Source organism: Fibrobacter sp. UWB11, from assembly GCF_900143015.1.
GTDB lineage: Bacteria > Fibrobacterota > Fibrobacteria > Fibrobacterales > Fibrobacteraceae > Fibrobacter.
In genome coordinates this window covers 1,172,695-1,190,225 of the sequence record NZ_FSRT01000001.1, presented here as the reverse complement: position 1 = coordinate 1,190,225, position 17,531 = coordinate 1,172,695, and the positions used below count along the sequence as shown (strand labels likewise).

17 protein-coding genes are annotated in these 17,531 nt (G+C 48.2%); 8 read left to right on the top strand and 9 right to left on the bottom strand.

The annotated features are described in order from the left end of the window. The first annotated feature begins 67 nt into the window (after window positions 1-67). Together BUQ91_RS05105 and argH are read left to right on the top strand one after the other, a co-directional pair. On the top strand, window positions 68-373 hold the full coding sequence (locus tag BUQ91_RS05105; RefSeq protein ID WP_072828784.1) for a hypothetical protein: 306 nt from the start codon (window positions 68-70) through the stop codon (window positions 371-373). A 65-nt stretch (window positions 374-438) separates the two neighbouring features. Further along, window positions 439-1,842: an argininosuccinate lyase gene (argH, locus tag BUQ91_RS05100; protein WP_074208386.1), complete on the top strand. Its 1,404-nt coding sequence runs from the start codon at window positions 439-441 to the stop codon at window positions 1,840-1,842. A gap of 143 nt (window positions 1,843-1,985) precedes the next feature. On the opposite strand, the gene BUQ91_RS05095 is transcribed toward argH, so the two are convergent. The 9 genes from BUQ91_RS05095 to nirJ2 all read right to left on the bottom strand — a co-directional run bounded on the left by BUQ91_RS05095 (window position 1,986) and on the right by nirJ2 (window position 10,473). Further along, the gene (locus BUQ91_RS05095; protein ID WP_254794413.1) at window positions 1,986-3,179 is read right to left on the bottom strand and encodes an FISUMP domain-containing protein; all 1,194 of its coding nucleotides are present in this window, start codon (window positions 3,177-3,179) and stop codon (window positions 1,986-1,988) included. Window positions 3,180-3,262: 83 nt separating this feature from the next. Then, window positions 3,263-3,928 (bottom strand): hypothetical protein, encoded by a 666-nt coding sequence (locus BUQ91_RS05090; protein WP_074208385.1) that lies wholly within the window; start codon window positions 3,926-3,928, stop codon window positions 3,263-3,265. Then, complete coding sequence (locus BUQ91_RS05085) at window positions 3,928-4,578, bottom strand: OmpA/MotB family protein (RefSeq protein WP_074208384.1); 651 nt, start codon at window positions 4,576-4,578, stop codon at window positions 3,928-3,930. The genes BUQ91_RS05090 and BUQ91_RS05085 overlap by 1 nt, the downstream gene beginning before the upstream one ends. Before the next feature lie 2 nt (window positions 4,579-4,580). Then, entirely contained in the window at window positions 4,581-6,446 is a 1,866-nt protein-coding gene (locus BUQ91_RS05080; protein WP_074208383.1) for a fimbrial protein, read from the bottom strand. Window positions 6,447-6,453: 7 nt separating this feature from the next. Further along, window positions 6,454-7,371 carry a hypothetical protein gene (locus tag BUQ91_RS05075; RefSeq protein WP_072828799.1) on the bottom strand — a complete coding sequence of 306 codons (918 nt, stop codon included), beginning with the start codon at window positions 7,369-7,371 and terminating at the stop codon, window positions 6,454-6,456. 9 nt (window positions 7,372-7,380) lie between these two features. Next, complete coding sequence (locus BUQ91_RS05070) at window positions 7,381-8,097, bottom strand: right-handed parallel beta-helix repeat-containing protein (protein WP_254842249.1); 717 nt, start codon at window positions 8,095-8,097, stop codon at window positions 7,381-7,383. Beyond that, the gene (locus tag BUQ91_RS05065; protein WP_072828800.1) at window positions 8,094-8,933 is read right to left on the bottom strand and encodes a hypothetical protein; all 840 of its coding nucleotides are present in this window, start codon (window positions 8,931-8,933) and stop codon (window positions 8,094-8,096) included. Before BUQ91_RS05065 ends, BUQ91_RS05070 begins: the two co-directional genes overlap by 4 nt. A gap of 23 nt (window positions 8,934-8,956) precedes the next feature. Continuing rightward, on the bottom strand, window positions 8,957-9,478 hold the full coding sequence (tadA, locus tag BUQ91_RS05060; RefSeq protein ID WP_074208382.1) for a tRNA adenosine(34) deaminase TadA: 522 nt from the start codon (window positions 9,476-9,478) through the stop codon (window positions 8,957-8,959). A 2-nt stretch (window positions 9,479-9,480) separates the two neighbouring features. Further along, window positions 9,481-10,473 carry a putative heme d1 biosynthesis radical SAM protein NirJ2 gene (nirJ2, locus tag BUQ91_RS05055; protein WP_074208381.1) on the bottom strand — a complete coding sequence of 331 codons (993 nt, stop codon included), beginning with the start codon at window positions 10,471-10,473 and terminating at the stop codon, window positions 9,481-9,483. A 178-nt stretch (window positions 10,474-10,651) separates the two neighbouring features. Between nirJ2 and fabF the strand changes: the two genes are divergently transcribed. The 6 genes from fabF to BUQ91_RS05030 all read left to right on the top strand — a co-directional run bounded on the left by fabF (window position 10,652) and on the right by BUQ91_RS05030 (window position 17,530). Next, the gene (gene fabF / locus BUQ91_RS05050) at window positions 10,652-11,905 is read left to right on the top strand and encodes a beta-ketoacyl-ACP synthase II (protein ID WP_074208380.1); all 1,254 of its coding nucleotides are present in this window, start codon (window positions 10,652-10,654) and stop codon (window positions 11,903-11,905) included. A gap of 700 nt (window positions 11,906-12,605) precedes the next feature. Then, window positions 12,606-13,718, top strand: coding sequence for a GGDEF domain-containing protein (locus tag BUQ91_RS15655; protein ID WP_175566598.1), 1,113 nt, complete (start codon window positions 12,606-12,608; stop codon window positions 13,716-13,718). A 91-nt stretch (window positions 13,719-13,809) separates the two neighbouring features. Next, the gene (locus BUQ91_RS05040; protein WP_083601144.1) at window positions 13,810-14,742 is read left to right on the top strand and encodes an alpha/beta hydrolase; all 933 of its coding nucleotides are present in this window, start codon (window positions 13,810-13,812) and stop codon (window positions 14,740-14,742) included. Between the two features lie 137 nt (window positions 14,743-14,879). After that, window positions 14,880-15,011, top strand: coding sequence for a hypothetical protein (locus BUQ91_RS15945; RefSeq protein WP_256375023.1), 132 nt, complete (start codon window positions 14,880-14,882; stop codon window positions 15,009-15,011). A gap of 3 nt (window positions 15,012-15,014) precedes the next feature. Continuing rightward, window positions 15,015-15,785 (top strand): polysaccharide deacetylase family protein, encoded by a 771-nt coding sequence (locus BUQ91_RS05035; protein WP_072828812.1) that lies wholly within the window; start codon window positions 15,015-15,017, stop codon window positions 15,783-15,785. A gap of 17 nt (window positions 15,786-15,802) precedes the next feature. Beyond that, entirely contained in the window at window positions 15,803-17,530 is a 1,728-nt protein-coding gene (locus BUQ91_RS05030) for an AMP-binding protein (protein WP_074208378.1), read from the top strand. Window position 17,531: the final 1 nt, after the last annotated feature.

Below are 17,531 nucleotides of genomic sequence, written 5' to 3'. Positions count from 1 at the left end.
CTCATCTTATCAAAAATTTCAAACAGAAGCCGACCAACACCAACCCTATAATTGCACGGGTTTGCACATGGAACAAGCAAATTGGTATTTTGTCGATGAATTCAAGCAGGCTGTTACCGCCACAGGCCGCTGCAGCCGCGGTATGAAACACGGGTTCTTTGAATTTTTTGTTGATGGGTACGAAGTCGCCCGTACTAAATACACGCGAGACCTAGAAGTTGAAACACTTTGTTTTGCGATTGGAGAAAAACGCACAGAAGACTTGAAAACATGCATGAAAGAAAATGCTCGAAAGACAAAAAAGGCGGACGTCTCTCGCGAAAAACAGAAACCCGTACACAAGAGTTCTTGGGATAAGAGCCCCTGGGACTAAAAAATTTTTTATCTTTTGCCGTGGAATTCCTGCCGATTTTCACGGCTTTTTAATTGAGGTTTATAATGGCTAAGAAGAAAGATACCCAGACTAACATGTGGACCGGTCGTTTTGCTAGCGGCATGGCCCAGAGCATGGTCGATTTAAGTTTCAGCTTGCAGTTTGATGCAGAACTCATCGAAGAAGATATCGAAGGGAGCATCGGACACGGCAAGGGTCTTGTTGAATCTGGAGTTCTTTCGAAGGCTGATTATAAGAAGATTTGCGATGGCCTCAAGAGCATTCTCGACGACTACCACGCCGGTAAGAACCTCTGGTGCGATAGCGACGAAGACATCCACATGGCCGTAGAACGAGTGCTTACCGAACGCATCGGCGCTCTCGGCAAGAAAATTCACACGGGCCGTAGCCGCAATGACCAGGTCTGCACGGACTTTAAGCTTTACATGCGTCACCGCGCTGCAGAAATCCGCGCCCTCGAAGTGGAACTTATGGAAACGGTTTTGGATCTTGCCAAGAAATACTTTGGCAAGATGATGCCGGGTTACACGCACTTGCAACAGGCACAGCCGATTTACTTTAGCCATTACCTCATGAGCATGTTCTTTGCCGTGAGCCGTGACGTGAAGCGCCTCGACAACTTCCTCGAATTGCATAGCCAGCTCCCGCTTGGCAGTGGCGCTATGGCTGGTTCTGCATTCCCGTACCACCGCGCACTCGTTGCTGAAGCACTCGGTTTCAAGGACGTGAGCCCGAACAGCATTGATGCTGTAAGCCATCGCGACATGATGCTCGAATTCAACGCAGACCTCGCCATCATCGCGAACACGATGAGCCGTTATGCCGAAGACTTTGTGAACTGGAGCTCTAGCGAATTTGGCTACCTCACCTTGCACGATGCATTCTCCAGCGGTTCTTCGATGATGCCGCAGAAGAAGAATCCGGACTCCATGGAACTTATCCGCGGAAAGTCTGGCCGCATGCTCGGAAACTTCACCGCACTCTACACGCTCGTGAAGGGCGCTCCGCTCAGCTACAGCCGCGACTTGCAAGAAGACAAGGAACCGGTCTTTGACAGCGTCCACAACGTGAAGGTGATTCTCCGCGTGATGAAGGAAGCTTTGGAAACGGCTCGTTTCAACTTCGAAACGATGCACGCCAAGATGCTCCCAGCTCTCCTTGCAACAGACCTTGCAGACTTGCTCGTGGAAGCAGGCGTTCCGTTCCGCGACGCCCACCACGTCGTGGGAAGCCTCGTCGGCGATGCAGCACGTGCAGGCAAGCAGTTCACGGAACTTTCTGACGAGGCTTGGGCCGCCGCAGGCGTCCCGGACGTCGCCAAGATGAAGAAGACGCTTACGTTCGAATACAGCGTAAGCAAGCGTAACATTGAAGGCGGTACGGGTCCGAAGTCCGTGAAGCAGCAGTTCACGAAGGCTGCAGCACTCCTCAAGAAGCTCAAGAAGTAAAAGGTACTGCGAAAGGTGATCCCGGAACGGAGTCCGGGATGACTGCTATACAAGAATTGACTAGGCCCTTCGCGTTGCTCAGGGTGACAATGCAAAAAAGAGACCGTAGAGGCCTCTTTTTTTGTTATTCAAGTAAATAATTATTAGTCTTTTACGCAGCGGACAGAGAATTCATTCTTTGCATTGCGCTTGACTTGGGACGGTTGATCTTGATAGTAATTGATCCACAATGCTGAAGCATCGTCCCCCACCTTTGCGTCAATCCAAAAATATGCGCTCATTTTCAAATCAAAGTAATCGCCATTTTCTTTACCGCCAGCAGCCTTGGCATCAAAGCCCCAGAAATTAAGTCCTGTCGATGTATTGCTAGTCCAGCCTGTCTTAGAACGTAAATTTCTGCTAGACGAATCGTAATTCAGCAAAACAGTGATATCACTAGACGTGGGTAAATGCCAGCCTTCCGGACAAACCTTTTGCGCCGTTTCAAATGAATAGAGACGACCAAATTCTTTGCAATTATCCTTGTCATCATTATAGCAATGGCTCCCCTCTGCTTCAAAATTGAGGTTGTCAGCCATCCATTCTAAGCCCTCAATTTTTACGGTTCTATAAGTTACGTCTTTGTATTTTAAAGTACCGTAATTATGAGGAATTTTTTCGATATAGGATGAATCTAAAGAACCAGAGACCTTAACACTTCCATCTTTTGCAACGCAACGAACGGAGAGACCGTGATCCTTGTAAAAATAACCTTCTTGGAGCAAATCGTTATCATTGCGCAGATTCCATCCATAGGCCGTTCCATCATCCTTGTTGTTTGAGCTCCAGAAGAAAGCATTTTTCCCTTTGCTCATAAAAGTCTCACCATCATTGTTTCGGCGACCAGCGGCAAGCGCATTAAAGCCAAAACGATTTGTTGGAGAAGCAACATCTTCATCCCAGCCTTCAAGAGACTTCAAACTTGTTCCAACGCCTTCGCTACCATTGTGAACGTCGATATACGAAAGTAATTGATTCCAATTTTGAGAAGTCGGGAGTTCCCAGCCAACGGGGCACGCTTCTCGAGCGGCTTTCCAGGAATACAGACGGCCAAGCTTTTCACATTCTTTTTTGTCGTTTTCTAAACACCAGGAATTTCCCTTAAGTGCTTCAGTGATGCTGCTATCGGCATAACGAAGATTTTCAGTCATCCAATACATGCCACCCAAATATGCAACACCATACTCGTTGCCATCACGGGAATCGACTAGCTTACCATCTTTTATTTCGCTTGATTCATACCCCGTGTACAACACTTTATCTTCACTCGAACAACCCACAAAAGCGCTTACGGACATCAGCGCCCCTAAAAGAAAAAACTTATTAGAATTGGAAACCATAGTTAATCCTTTGTAAACAACTAACTATGAATTAATCTACATTATTTTTTTTCTTGCGGTACTAAGCGATCCACGATTCTAAACAAATCGTTGTAAATTTCGAGGAAGTCTTCGATCCAGATTGGGTCGTGTTCGCCTACAATATGGAATGTTTCTTCGAGCGTGTGGAGCGAGTTGTAAAGGCCCACAGTCGAACCCGCCGGCTGAACGTAGCCACCGCTGTACGCAGACGATGCGACAATGCGGGCGCGGTAACTGCGGCGGAGACGCGCAATCAAGGCACTGCGGAGAGCCAAAAGTTCATCGTGAGCTACAAGGAAGTCGCCTTTTTTAATCCAATCATCAACAATGTTCAAACGGCGATTGATGGAATCGCGTTCCGTAGACGGCACGAGCATTTTCTTTGCATCAAGCGTCGAACGGATGCGTTTAACAATATTGTTCAGCAGATCCGCATTCCAGAAAATCATCGGCGGGCGTGCATCACCCTTGTTCGTCTCGAGAGCAGGCTTGTGGGCTTGAATCCAGCGGTCCAGCTTTTGAGCGACAAGTTTTGCTTCGGGGTAACGATCCACCGCCACATATTCCTGGGCACGCGTGTAAAGCGTATCCGCATAAACCATCCGCCAATGCGAAAGCTTGCCAGTCTTGCGAATGGCATCGATACTTTCCTTGATTACGGATAGCTTTTCGGCGAGCTCTTCCATTAGCGAGTCACCTCAGCTGTTTTGTTCGACTGGAGCGGGGTCACGCCGATTTCCACGCGACGATTCAAACGGCGATGTTCTTCGCTATCGTTCGGGTACTTCGGGCGGTGTTCGCCAAAGCCTGCGGCAAAGAGCCTGTCGGGCGGGAAGCCCATTTTCACGAGCATCTTGACCACGTTCACGGCGCGTTCTGTAGAAAGGTTCCAGTTCGTATAGGATGTCGAACCGCTAAACGGAATATCGTCCGTAAAGCCGCTCACCATGATAACATCTGTGGTATCCAAAGCTTCCAAAAGACCCTTGCTGATGCCGCGAATCACGCCCTCACCTTCCTTGGTGAGATTTGCACCGTTAATCGGGAAAAGGAAACTCGCCTGAATTTGGATCTTACCATCTTCAAGACCAATGAGGCCCGCTTCGATGGAAGTCTGCAAGCTCTTGGACAAAAGCGCATTGCGTTCTGCTGCGATTTTGCGCATCTGTTCCTGGCAGCTGAGCACTTCTTCTTCGGTACGCGTCAGGTCTTCCGCTTTTTGTTCCTTGAGGGTCGCCATGGCCACAAACGCAAGGATAAAGAGCGAAACGAGGGCCACGCCCAAGTCCGTGTACGCCATCCATGGATTGCTATTTTCGTCTCTATTGCGACGCATGATTAACCTTCAGCTTTAGGTTGAGCAGGGATTGCAGAACGCTGTGTCTGTTCGAGAACTTCGAGCAAGATTTCTTGAGTCTTGACTGCATTTTCCATGAGCACTTCGCTGGCGCGTTCGTGGAAGGCTTCGAGAGACTGGTTGAGGTGTTCGACAAAGTTGTCTTCTTCTTCGTGTTCTGCGGTATCGCCGGAGAGCTTTTCGAGAATCGTTTCGAGACCGCTACGCAACATTTCGAGGTTGGCGCTGAGTTCGGACTGGTTCACGCGCATAAGTTCTGCGGTTTCCACGATGTTTCCGCCAAGAGCGTCCGTGGCTTCTTTTTCCTTGACCACGCGGTTGTCGATACTTTCGGTGAGAGCCTTTTGCGCTTCCAAAAGAACGCTGGAGGTTTCGGAAAGTTTCTGGAATGCACCGAGAATGTCGGAAGAAAGGGCTCCGAGCTTTTCGGAGACGTTCTGGGAGAGTTCTGCAGAACCGGCTTGAGCTTTTTCGGCAACTTGAAGAGCAACGCTCTTGAGCGTTTCGAGGCCTTCGCGCTGGGAATCCACGTTGGCAGTCGTTTCAGATTCGAGACGCTGCATAAAGTTCGTCCACTGTTCGCTGGACTGCTTGACCTGTTCGGCAACAGAATCACCAATGCTCTTAGAAGCTTCGTCCATAGCATCCTTAGTAAGGTATGCCACATCCATCGTGCCCTTCGCCACATCCTGAAGACCGGCCTTAACATCGGAAGCAACGCCATCAAGACCCGCCTTGACGTCAGAAGCCACGCTTTCGAGCGAAGTTTTCACGCCAGAAGAAATACCATCGAGGCCAACATTCAAAGCGTTAGAAATGCCATTGAGTTTTTCATCCAGCTTAGAAGGAATCGATTCGACAGAAGCAGAAAGAGCACCGATATTTTCATTAATCGGCTTGAAGGCATCCGTTACAGAAGCACCGACAAGTTCACCAAACTTCTGGGCAGATTCATTCATGTTAGCAACAGACTGAGCCAAGGAATCATTGACAGTCTTGATAGAAGAAGTCATTTCAGAAGAAACCTTCTGGACGGAATCCACGACATCTTGGTTGAGTTTCGATGTCATGGCAGAGAGTTCTTCGCCAACCATGGAAACAACGCCAGCCAAGCCTTCTTGCACAGAAGAAGCTATCACAGACAAGTTCTTTTCCACAGAATCAAAGAGGCGTTCAAGTTCGCTCTTGTCTTCTTCGATAGCGCCCTTTTCGCTCACAGAATCCTGCATATCAAGCGTAAAGGCATCGAGATGAGCCATAAATTCATCGCGCTTGGAGCTGAGCACTGTGCGGCTTGCACTCAGAATCAAGGCGGCAAACAAGCCACAAAGGCTAGTGCCAAAAATGCCCTTCATGTTCTGGAAAAGCACCTGGATTGTATCAAGCGTCCCTTGCGTCGTTGAATTGTCAATGGCACCACCGGCTGTTGCCACAGACTGCATAAGGCCGAAGAACGTACCCATAAGGCCGAGGAGAATAACCGTCGAACCTACGCTGCGGTTGAGCGGAATCGAAGAACCGGAAGTAAGCACTTCAAAAGCAATCGGAGAATCCAAGCGGATATTCTTTTGCAAGAGGCGCTTTGCCATTTCAATGCGCTTGCCGACTACACCACTATCCAATTCAGGATAAACGTTTTCGCTTTCACAAGCATCAATAATATCGTTTTCAGCAATAATCTGCTTCATCTTACGGATGGCAGAAAGCTGTTCGACCAGGTAAACAGCCATAATGGCGATCATGATTATCCAACCGAATGCAGGTGCGCCAAAGTAAAGAGCACCTACGATAAGGGTTGCAAAACCCACCACCGTTAAAACAAGAATCGTATTGAATGCATTTTTCATTTTTTACCTACACATTCTGCGCTTGATAAGGAGCGACTGTTTCAAACAAGTTTAACTGACCGCGAGAGAACCCGCGAAGGAAAAGGGACCACTTACTTTGGTACCATTCAATAATTTGCGTTGTAAGGCCTTGCGCGTAATCGCAAAAGTCATCCGTGAATGCCAAAAAGCAATTTTCGTATGCGTAATGCGGGTTCCAAAAACGCCCCACATTCCTTGCACAAGACATCGCGGACGAATAATAGCGCACCGGACCTTTTGAGGAAAATGCCGCCGCAAAACGCTTTTTTGCAAGAGAGTTCAACGATGTACGTAGCGAAACGACCATCGCGTTTTCTTTTTCGCGAAGCGAAGCCTCTAGGCACGGCAAAAGCTTGGACACCGGATCTACAGCGCTTTCGGAAAGCCAATACTTGCAAAGTTTTTCTTGCAACTGCATCACGCGGCCATGCATACGCACGAACAGCGGTTCTGCATCGCTTACAAGCAAGTGAATCGTTGCCGAGTAAAAGTTGTTGATGTCCTGCTTGTTATTCTTGACTGTTAAAGCCCAACCCTTTTCTTCGTCATGCACCAGGAAATCGCCGCCTTCGAGCAGGAGGCGTAAAACTTCGTCAGTCGAGAATCGCTGGATCCACTTGGCGCGGAACTCGCTATAAAGTTTTTCGCAATCCTTGAAAATTTGCGGGAATCCGGACTCACAAAGTTTCCAGGCGGATTCGCTGAACGAAATCAGTTCGGAGCTACCCACATTGGCGTTCGGATTGTTGAGCATCGCATCGAGATGTTCAAAGAGCGCAATAGACCACGTGACCATCATGGACTGAGAAAGCGTTGCGACGATAGCCGAGCGATTCGGACGAACGGCCAAGCGTACGCTTGCACCTGTCATCTTACGTATGGCTCTACGAAAAGCTTCTTCCACGACTACCCCTTAAAAACGCGACTCGATATTATGCCACACATTACGGCGAACACGCTTTTTACTCAACTTCAAGTCTGCGGCTTCACTGCGAATATCAGATTCCTGATTGTTACGGATCAAGTCCGTATCGCCATCGAGTTTTCCACCAGATTCGAGATAAAGTCCATAAACGTTTTCAGAGACATTCGAGCCATTCGAAACGACACGACCAGCCCTCACGGAAATCGCATAGCGGTTGTGTGCGAAAGTGCAATGTACTAAAGTGACATCGGGGCTTTCATCGACCCACAAACCATAATAGTTATTGAAAAAACTTACGTTTTCAAGCGTACCGCTAGAACGGAAAATCGTATTGCGGAACGCGTTTTCGACAGTCAGATTCTTGATTTCAAAAGGACGCGCGCTAGACATGATGTGAAAACCATTCCAGTTCGCAACGGAATCCGCACCGCTAAAAACAACAGGCTTGTCATTCGTGCCCGCAATTTTAATCGTCCCTTGGATCATGAGTTTTGCAAACTCACCCATAAGAACGGTCACACCCGGTTCAATGACTAAAGAATCTTTTTCGCCGACAACCACGCCCTGTTCGAGCACATAAGGACTGTCTTTTTCTTTCAAAAGGACTTTGCCATTTTCTGCAACCGGGAACGGCATGCCCGAAGCAAAGACTGCACTAGCGGCAAGGACTGTTAAAATCGAGGAGCGCACAAAGCTACGAATCATTGCTGGTTCCTCAAAGTGATTTTCTGATTGACATTCAAGCTCGGGAGCGTGTCGCCTGCAACGAGGTCACACACATCAAGAACGGCGACAATATTCATTTCTGCAGAAGCAATCGTTCCATGAGTTACATCAAAGAGAACCATTCCATCGCCCACAACGTAGTCGCTACTTTTCAACTGCAAATTCGAGGTTGTATCTGGAAGTTCCAAATACTTCATGCCCATGTGAATTTTCGCCATGCGCACACCGTCTTGCAAATACACATCTTGCAATGTGAATGTCTTGTAGACAGTCGTGGAACTATTACCCTTGCCAAAAATCGGCATCTGGCGTTCCCAGGATTCTCCAAGTTTAACCGGCTTTTCAGGGAGCAACGGTTGAGCCTTGAGGAAAAGCGGAATCAAATTAAGTTCGTCTTCGGAAGGCATGTCCATTGCATTTTCGATGGTCGGATCGGTAATGATTCCATCGTGATTGAGCTTGAACTGGAAATTCTGAATGGAAAGGTACTTTTCGATATTACGGAATTCATCGACGGAGCGTTTGTCGCTTGTGTAATCGACAGAATCAATTTTCATCTCGAAGCGTCCAGAACCGTTATCGTAAGACATGAGTAGACTCATTGTACTACGGACACTCACATGCGTACGCATGGATTCGGGAACATTCACAGAATCCCCCGGCAGGCTCGCATTCAACGTAGATTCGAGAACGAACGACTGCGGGGCAACAGTCTGCGTGTTAAAAGCAAGATGTATCTCGTTCCGTTCGCAGGAGCAAAGAGTCAATAAAGCAACAGAGAGCGCCGAAAAAGCGCCAAACTTGATAAAATTCATGCCTTAAATTTAAGTAAAAAATGTTACGGAGTAGGTGGTTTCGCGCCAGTATCACCTTTTTCAAGGCGCATCTGCTGGAAAAAGCCTTTCAGGAGGCCGAGGCATTCATCAGCGAGAACGCCACCCGTAACTTCTACGGCGCGCTTGAGGGCATTGCCGGTAATGACATCAATTGTCGTGCCGCAACCGCCAAAACGAGAGTCTGGGGAACCGTAGACAATGCGGGAAACGCGACTGTTGAGGATAGCTCCTGCGCACATGGGGCACGGTTCAAGCGTCACGTAAAGCGTGCAGCCGTCCAAACGCCAGTTATCGAGCGTGCTTGCAGCCGTGCCTATCGCAATGATTTCTGCATGAGCAGTGGCGTCCTTGAGCTGTTCGACTTGATTGTAGCCCTTCCCTATCACGACTCCGTCTTTTACGATGACGCAACCGATGGGGATTTCTTTCATGTCAAAAGCAATCTGCGCCTGGCGAAGTGCCATACGCATGAAACGAACATCATCAGACGAGAAATTCGCACCGCCGTCTGTTACGTTGTTCATACTTACTTCAACCCTCTTCCGTAAGCGCAGTAGCTATCTTCTTGCATGTAGTCGCCGTCGTGGTAGTAAGCGGCACGGGCACGGCAACCGCCACAGCGGTCATTGAATTTGCACTTGCCACATGCTCCAGCATACGCCTTGGTGCGAAGCTTCTTGAACACGTCGGCATTCGCCCAGATTTCATCGAACGGCGTGTCGTGAACATCGCCCGCTTCTTCCATCATGTAAGCGCAAGGGCGAACCTTGCCGATCGGGCTTACGATACAGTAGTCAAGGCCCGCAAGGCAACCACGGCTGTAACGCGTCTTGATGTCGAGTTGGTCTGCAATGCGGAGGAACTGCGGAGCGCATGTGGGCTTCACTGGAATTCCGAGCGTGCGGCTCTTTTCCATAATCTTGCGGAGGAGGCCTTCGTATTCAGCAACGCGGAGCGCATGACCTTCGATTTCCTTGCCACGACCCACCGGAATGAGGAAGAAAATCTGGTGGTTCACTGCTCCAATTTCCTTGACCCAGTCCATGATGTCGAAGATTTCGTTCTGGTTCCAGTCCATGATAGTCGTGTGAATTTGGAACGGGAGGCCCGCCGCCTTGCAGTTTTCAATACCCATCAACGTGAGTTCAAACGCGTTCGGGAGACCGCGAAAATCGTTATGACGAGCCGGGTCAATGCTATCGACGCTGATACCCATTGCCATAGCCCCAGCATTCTTGAGCTTGAACGCGAGGTCGTGCGTGATAAGCGTTCCGTTCGTGCCAAAAACCGGGCGGAGTCCGCGTTCGCGGGCATGGGCCACAAGTTCCACGATATCCGGGCGTGTCATAGGTTCGCCACCGCTGAAAATCATAATCTTGAATCCGGCCTTGGCTATTTCGTCAATGAGCTTGATCGCTTCTGAAGTCGTGAGTTCGGCTGATTTATTTTCGCCAGCATCCTGATAGCAGTGTTTGCACGTCAAGTTACACTTATTCGTTGTCATCCAAGAGACGATCATGCCATAGACCTCATTCAAAATGTTTTATGCCACCAAAAAAGTATCAATAATAAATACTGTGTATGGCGATCCCCGAACAAGTCGGGGATGACATTGTAAATATAGAAAAAGCAAATATATCCTATTATACCCCTATATAATTACAATTACCATTCCAAAAAAGCTATCTTAGTCCTATATGACGAATAGAAGAAGAGTTGTTATTACTGGTATGGGCGCGGTGACCCCCGTAGGCAAGTCCGCCCCCGAACTTTGGGCATCCATCAAGCAAGGCAAGTGCGGCATCGGCCCCATCACATTGTTCGATGCAACGAACTGCCCGGTGAAAATCGCTGCAGAAGTCAAGGATTTTAAGCCCGAAGAACACGGCATCGACCCGAAGGAAGCCCGCCGCATGGCCCGCTTCACGCAATTCCTCGTCGCCGCCGCAAACGAAGCAGTCAAGGACGCAAGCCTCAGCCGAGAAATGCTCGCCGAGGACACCACAGGCATTGTCGCCGGTAACGGCCTTGCCGGCATGGACGTTGTCGAAGAAACTTATTGCAAGTATCTCGAAGGTGGCCGCCGTCGTGTTTCGCCGCTCGCCATGCCCGAACTCATTGCAAACGAAGCTTGCGCAAACGTTTCCATCGCCCTTGGCATCACGGGTTCAGCACACACCGTTTGTACCGCCTGTGCCTCCGGCACGGACGCCATCGGCGTTGCCCTTGACGCCGTCCGCTCGGGTCGACTGGACGTCTGCCTCGCCGGCGGTTCCGAAAGTGCCATCACGGACTACTCCATCAAGAGCTTTGCGGGCATGCACGCCCTTACCGACAAGTTCAACGACGCACCCGAAAAAGCATCCCGCCCCTTCGACAAAGACCGCAGTGGATTCGTGATGGGTGAAGCAGGTGCCATCCTCGTGCTCGAAGAACTCGAACACGCCAAGGCCCGCGGTGCAAAGATTTACGCCGAAGTCGCCGGTTACGGTTCTTCTGCCGACGCCTACCACATCACAAGTCCGCGCCCGGGTGGAGAAACCTGCGCCAAGGCAATGATCAAGGCTTTGAAAGACGCCGGCATCGCCCCGACCGACGTGGACTACTACAATGCCCACGGCACTTCGACGCACTTGAACGACCTCACCGAAACGCAGATGCTGAAAATTGCGCTCGGCGAACATGCCTACAAGATCAAGGTCTCTAGCACCAAGAGCATGACCGGCCACTGCGTCGGTGCGGCAGGCGTTATCGAAGCAATGATCAGTACGCTTGCTATTCGCGATTCGTTCTACCCCGCCACCATCAACCTCGACAACCCGGACGCAGAATGCGACCTCGACTACGTGCCGCACAAGGGCGTTGAAGGGAACATCGATGTTGCCGTATCGGCCTCGCTTGGCTTTGGCGGCCACAACGGCATTGTGGTGATAAAGAAGTACAACGTATAAATTCTTTTACAAAAGGATTTGCAACCGAGAATGGCGGACTTGAGCCGCCATTTTTTTGATTTTGAGCGAAAAGTGAACTATATTTATATAGATTATGCTAGATAGACGCCCAAAGTTTTTTGCAAGTTTAGTAACAGTACTGCTGATAGTTCTTATTAGCCTTGCTGTTTTTACGATACGTCAACTGGGCGTCTACGATTCCGTAATCAAGCTAAACCATGGTTGGACTCTCATTTACCATGGAGACACAACTCAAATACAATCCACCGAAACATACGTAATAAACGATAAAGTCGTCCGAGGGGACTCGCTCATTTTAAGAAGAACTCTTACTAACGAAATCCCCTACAATCCGGTACTTCGTTTTAAGACATACCAGTCTTTTGTTGAAGCGTATCGCGATGGACATAAAATCTATTCAAACAGTGAAAAGAATTACAAAGAACACAAGCTTGTCGGAAACGGAGTTCATTTTGTCTATCTAGGCATATCTTTAGTCAAAGGCAAAACATTAGAGTTAAAGTTTTACTTTTCAGAAGATGACATATGGAATGTACTCCCCTCATTTGAAATTCTTCCGTCAAACTATGCCTTTGGGGACTTTTATGCACGACATTCTATAGCATTGGTAATAGGCCTGTTCCTCGTGCTATTCGGCATATTGGCTCTGTTCCTCAGCGCAGGAATGATATTCTACAGAATGAAATTTTTCCAAATCATGATGATTGGATTTTTGTCTATATGTCTAGGAATATGGACTCTATGCTTCACAAAAGTATTCCAACTGTTCTCGTATAATTTAGCATTCAACACCAGCCTTGAATACTCGTGCCTTTACATTTCTCCGTTGCCCCTCTATTTGCTTTTGCTCCACATGCGTTACAAGCAGATTGGCAAGATCCTTTGGCGAGGCTTAATTATCGTTGCAAGTATCGACGTACTGATATTTGTAACGACATCCATTCTGAACTACACCGATATCGTACATTTCCCGCAATCATTATGGGTTTTCCACGCATACGTCATTTTATGCGTTGTTTACTTATTTGCCGCAGTAATTTCAAAGAAGAACCTTTTGGATACTCCGACTAAATTTTTAGCAGCAGGTATATTCACTTTCGGAGCATTTTCAATTCTCGAACTCATCCGTTTTAATGTGATGACACTCTTCCGTTTGGAACATACCATGCTCGGAATAACATGGCTCCCGCTCGGCACGCTCTCATTTATAATTCTACTTGTCATGAGTTATATCGTGTATACGTACCGTTTGATGTCAGCCAAAACAGAGAAAGACGTCTTGAAGGAAATTGCTTATAGAGATTCGCTGACAGGGATTTACAACCGCACCAAATGCCAGCAAATCTTTGATATTTTAGATTCGTCTACAGCGGATTTTGCAATAGTGAGTATCGACATGAACGGCCTTAAACTAGTCAATGACCGTTACGGTCACCACGAAGGCGACCAACTGATTAAGGCTTTCGCGATGTCATTCCACGATGCTTTTGCTGAAATCGGAACAAGCATCCGCATGGGTGGCGATGAATTTTTAGCCATCATACGCGTAGAACATATTGATGAAGTCGAAGTCGCTTTAGCAAAGATGAAGGTATTCCAAGAACGGAATAGCAAAAAATTGCTTACGCCTCTAGAAGCCGCCTATGGTGTAGCCTACAGGCATGAATTTTCGAACAGCACAAATACCAATTCCGAAAATACGGAACTTGCCGATTCAGAAAAAGTATATCAACTCGCAGATGAGCGCATGTACGCCATGAAGTCTGTGATGAAATCGACACTCGTAAGATAATGAAAAAATTTTACTTGACATACGCTTGTGGGAATAGGTATATTGGCATGCCGACTGTTGTGCAAAAGCAACAGCAAGTTGCCATTCCCGTATGAAAAAAGTAAAGAAACTCCTGCCCTGCATATTATTTACGCTCGTTGCTATCGCCACTTTGGCCTATGCCTATAGCAATATCGATAATTGCGCAATGCCAGAGACTCAGGGTGAGATTTCTTTCGGTATTCCGAAACAAGTAAAATTCAAGCGTCCGGTAAAGGAATACCAAATCAAGAGCATGCGCGTTCTCGAAATGGCGGCATCCGATGACACCAAGCCCGTAATCCTATACCTCCACGGCGGCGGTTACAGGCAAGGCTTTCAACTATTCCATTGGAAAATGCTAGCCGAACTATCAAAAGCAACTGGTTGCGGCTTGGTGATGCCCGACTACCCTCTTTTGCCGAACCATACCGCGTTAGAAGCTCACACGCTTGTGCTGGAACTCTACCGCGAATTGACAAAGCGCATTCCTGCAAGCCGCATCATTATCATGGGCGACAGCGCCGGCGGCGGATTTTCACTCGCGCTTTCTGAAGAAATCAACGAACAATCGCTCCCCTTGCCCCTGCATATCGTCTTGATTTCTCCCTGGGTCGATATCACAGGCGGTGATAAATCTATTGAAGAATATGATAACTGGCTTCATATCGACGAACTTCATCAATTTGGTCTATCTTGGGCAGACGGCATGGATGCGCACAATCCGATGGTTTCGCCGCTTTACGGCAACATGCAAGGGCTCCCGCCCACCGATATTTTCGTAGGAACCTGGGAAGTATTCTATCCCGACATCGTAAAATGCAACGAAAAACTCAAGGCTGAAGGCGTAAACGTCACCCTCCATGTCGGTGAAGAACTAGGGCACGTATACCCGCTCTACCCGGCGCCAGAAGGCGAACAAGCCCGCAGAACTATTGCAGAAATCGTCAACCGCAGCGCCGAAGAAACGCAATTGGTTTTGAGATATATAATGAGCCAGACATAGCTCCATTCCCTCCATATTTATAGGAAAAAGCGCGGAACGGACGCATTTGTGGATAAAAATTTATATCTTTCCATTGAGCATGTTCCCGTTTGTCGGCAGTTGTGCCAGACCGGGGCTATACCGCAAAGGAGCGATGTATGTTCGAAAAGCTTGTTAAATCATGGGTGAAGTTTTCTATCTGCAGTGCAGTTTTGTTTTTCCTTTACCACCTTTTCATTACGCAAAAGCTAGAAGAAGAAGCCTCCACCAACTCCAAGGAACAGGAGTAATTTATGGAACAGAATAAAGATATTGCCGATATCCAGGCAGCCGAAGCAACTTCTCAAAAGAAAAAGAAGTACATCCTTTGCTATCACAGTTTTAGTGTAAATAATTTCAAAAAGGCTTCCGTCCAAATTCGAAAGCTTGCCGAAGCGGCAGGCGCGCCCATCAGTATCGCGGTGATTCCCGCATTTGGTGCAGCTCCGGAATCCGAAGCCGAGCAATTCCGTGAAGAACTCGAAAAGTTCGTGAAAGAAGGCTACGAGATTATGCTCCATGGCGCTCGTCATCGAGCCGATCTTTCGTTAAAGCGTAGCATTTCGGGCAAACTGGCCCTTTTGGTTTCGAACAACGAAGCGGAATTCGCTGGTATCGATGAACGTTTTACGCAGGCACTCCTCAAGCGCAGTCTCGCCTTGTGGAAGGCTCATGGCATGGGCAAACCGTCCGGCTTTATCCCGCCTATCTGGTTCGGGAACAAGTACCTCAAGGAACAGGCTCTTGCAATTTTCGACTACTACGAAGATTTCCACGGCATTTACCAAAAGGTAAAGGGAAACATCAAGAAAACTAACTCAAGTACGCTCAGTTTCTCGATTTTGCCCACTCCGCTCCTCAAAATTGCGCAGACTTACGCCTGCCTCAAGATGCTCTTACCAGGTGGAGTCCACCGCCTTGTTTTCCACGACAAGGACTTTAGGACGATTGGTGAAAAACGCATTTTGAATATGGTTCGTTACATATCCACCATGCGTGAAAAAATCATGTACAAGGACCTGTAATCACTTAAAGCGCAATTATGATTTTAAATAAGTTTTTATCTAAGATCGATTACAAGTCTTACGAAGACTTGTACAAGAATTTTAAGATAACTATTCCGAACAATTTCAACTTCGCTTACGATGTTGTCGACGAATACGCCAAGACCGAGCCCAAGCGCGAAGCTCTTGTGTGGTGCGATGACAATGACGAAAGCCATATTTTTACGTTCAAGGACTTATCGCTAGCCTCCCAGCGCACTGCGAATTTTCTTGTAGAACAGGGAATCAAGAAAGGCGACCGCGTGATGCTTATTTTGCGCCGCCGCTATGAATTCTGGTTCTTTTTGCTCGCACTGCACCGCATTGGCGCTATTGCGATCCCGGCAACAAACATGCTCGCTGCCGAAGACTTGGAATACCGCTTTAACGCGGCAAAAGTCAAGATGGTGGTGACGTATGACGATTCTGCTTTACAGAAAGAAGTCGACAAGGCAAAGTCCAAATGCGAGTCTGTTGAAAAGCTCGTGACAGTCGGCCAAACCGCCCGCCAAAACTGGATTAGCTTTTATGACGACTACGAAATTTATCCCGCCTCTTTCGAACGCCCGACTGGCGAAGACGCAACACACAATGATGATATCATGATTGTGTACTTCACGAGTGGCACCAGTTCGAACCCGAAGATGGTCGCACACACGTACACCTACCCACTCGGTCATATTGTAACCGCCAAGTATTGGCAGCATGTAGTTGACGGAGGCCGCCACCTGACCGTTGCAGAAACTGGTTGGGCAAAGGCTCTCTGGGGCAAGATTTACGGACAATGGCTTGCCGGTAGTGCCGTATTCACTTACGACATGACCGTATTCATTCCAGGAAAATTGCTCGAAAAAATGGCAGAATACAAGGTGACAACGTTCTGCGCTCCACCAACCGTTTACCGCTACATTTTGCAGCACGGGATAAGCAAGTACGATCTTTCGAGTTTGCAATACTGCACGACCGCAGGCGAAGCTTTGAACTTGGATATTTACAACAAGTTCTACGAACAGACAGGCATCCGCTTGCAAGAAGGCTACGGACAGACCGAGCTTACGCTCACCACAGGTAACTTTGGCTTTAGCGAACCGCATCCGGGTTCAATGGGTAAGCCATCTCCGGGCTACCGCATGGAAATTGTTAACGCCGAAGGGAAACCTTGCGAAGTCGATGAAGTCGGCGAACTAATCATCAAAATTGACCAGGGTAAACCATTTGGCATGTTTGGTGGTTACTACAACGATCCTGAACGTACTGAAAAAGTATTCGAAGGTGGAGTGTACCACACTGGCGATACAGCTACCCGCGATAAAGATGGTTTCTTCTGGTTCGTAGGCCGTACCGATGACCTTATCAAGAGTTCTGGCTACCGCATTAGCCCATTCGAAGTGGAAGAAGTGCTGCATAAGCACCCGGCCGTTTTGGAAGTGGCTGTAACAGGTGTCGAGGACAAGTCTCGCGGCCAAGCGGTAAAAGCTACAGTCGTTTTGCAGAAGGGCTACGAAGCCTCCAAGGAACTGGCCAAGGAAATCCAGCTCTTTGCAAAGAACATTGCCGCAAGCTACAAGAGCCCGCGCATTATTGACTTTGTGACGGAACTGCCAAAAACGATTAGCGGAAAGATTCGCCGTGCGACCATCCGCGACAAGGACGCAGCCGAGAATGAGACTGCTCCAGATGAAGCGAATGCGGAAAACGCAGTGAACGGAACGTCTGAAGAAAAATAAC

Coding starts and splice junctions, on each gene's coding strand:
- BUQ91_RS05105 (WP_072828784.1), top strand. CDS start 68: ATGGAACAAGCAAATTGGTATTTTGTCGATGAATTCAAGCAGGCTGTT.
- argH (WP_074208386.1), top strand. CDS start 439: ATGGCTAAGAAGAAAGATACCCAGACTAACATGTGGACCGGTCGTTTT.
- BUQ91_RS05095 (WP_254794413.1), bottom strand. CDS start 3,179: ATGTCCGTAAGCGCTTTTGTGGGTTGTTCGAGTGAAGATAAAGTGTTG.
- BUQ91_RS05090 (WP_074208385.1), bottom strand. CDS start 3,928: ATGGAAGAGCTCGCCGAAAAGCTATCCGTAATCAAGGAAAGTATCGAT.
- BUQ91_RS05085 (WP_074208384.1), bottom strand. CDS start 4,578: ATGCGTCGCAATAGAGACGAAAATAGCAATCCATGGATGGCGTACACG.
- BUQ91_RS05080 (WP_074208383.1), bottom strand. CDS start 6,446: ATGAAAAATGCATTCAATACGATTCTTGTTTTAACGGTGGTGGGTTTT.
- BUQ91_RS05070 (WP_254842249.1), bottom strand. CDS start 8,097: ATGATTCGTAGCTTTGTGCGCTCCTCGATTTTAACAGTCCTTGCCGCT.
- BUQ91_RS05065 (WP_072828800.1), bottom strand. CDS start 8,933: ATGAATTTTATCAAGTTTGGCGCTTTTTCGGCGCTCTCTGTTGCTTTA.
- tadA (WP_074208382.1), bottom strand. CDS start 9,478: ATGAACAACGTAACAGACGGCGGTGCGAATTTCTCGTCTGATGATGTT.
- nirJ2 (WP_074208381.1), bottom strand. CDS start 10,473: ATGATCGTCTCTTGGATGACAACGAATAAGTGTAACTTGACGTGCAAA.
- fabF (WP_074208380.1), top strand. CDS start 10,652: ATGACGAATAGAAGAAGAGTTGTTATTACTGGTATGGGCGCGGTGACC.
- BUQ91_RS15655 (WP_175566598.1), top strand. CDS start 12,606: ATGAAATTTTTCCAAATCATGATGATTGGATTTTTGTCTATATGTCTA.
- BUQ91_RS05040 (WP_083601144.1), top strand. CDS start 13,810: ATGAAAAAAGTAAAGAAACTCCTGCCCTGCATATTATTTACGCTCGTT.
- BUQ91_RS15945 (WP_256375023.1), top strand. CDS start 14,880: ATGTTCGAAAAGCTTGTTAAATCATGGGTGAAGTTTTCTATCTGCAGT.
- BUQ91_RS05035 (WP_072828812.1), top strand. CDS start 15,015: ATGGAACAGAATAAAGATATTGCCGATATCCAGGCAGCCGAAGCAACT.
- BUQ91_RS05030 (WP_074208378.1), top strand. CDS start 15,803: ATGATTTTAAATAAGTTTTTATCTAAGATCGATTACAAGTCTTACGAA.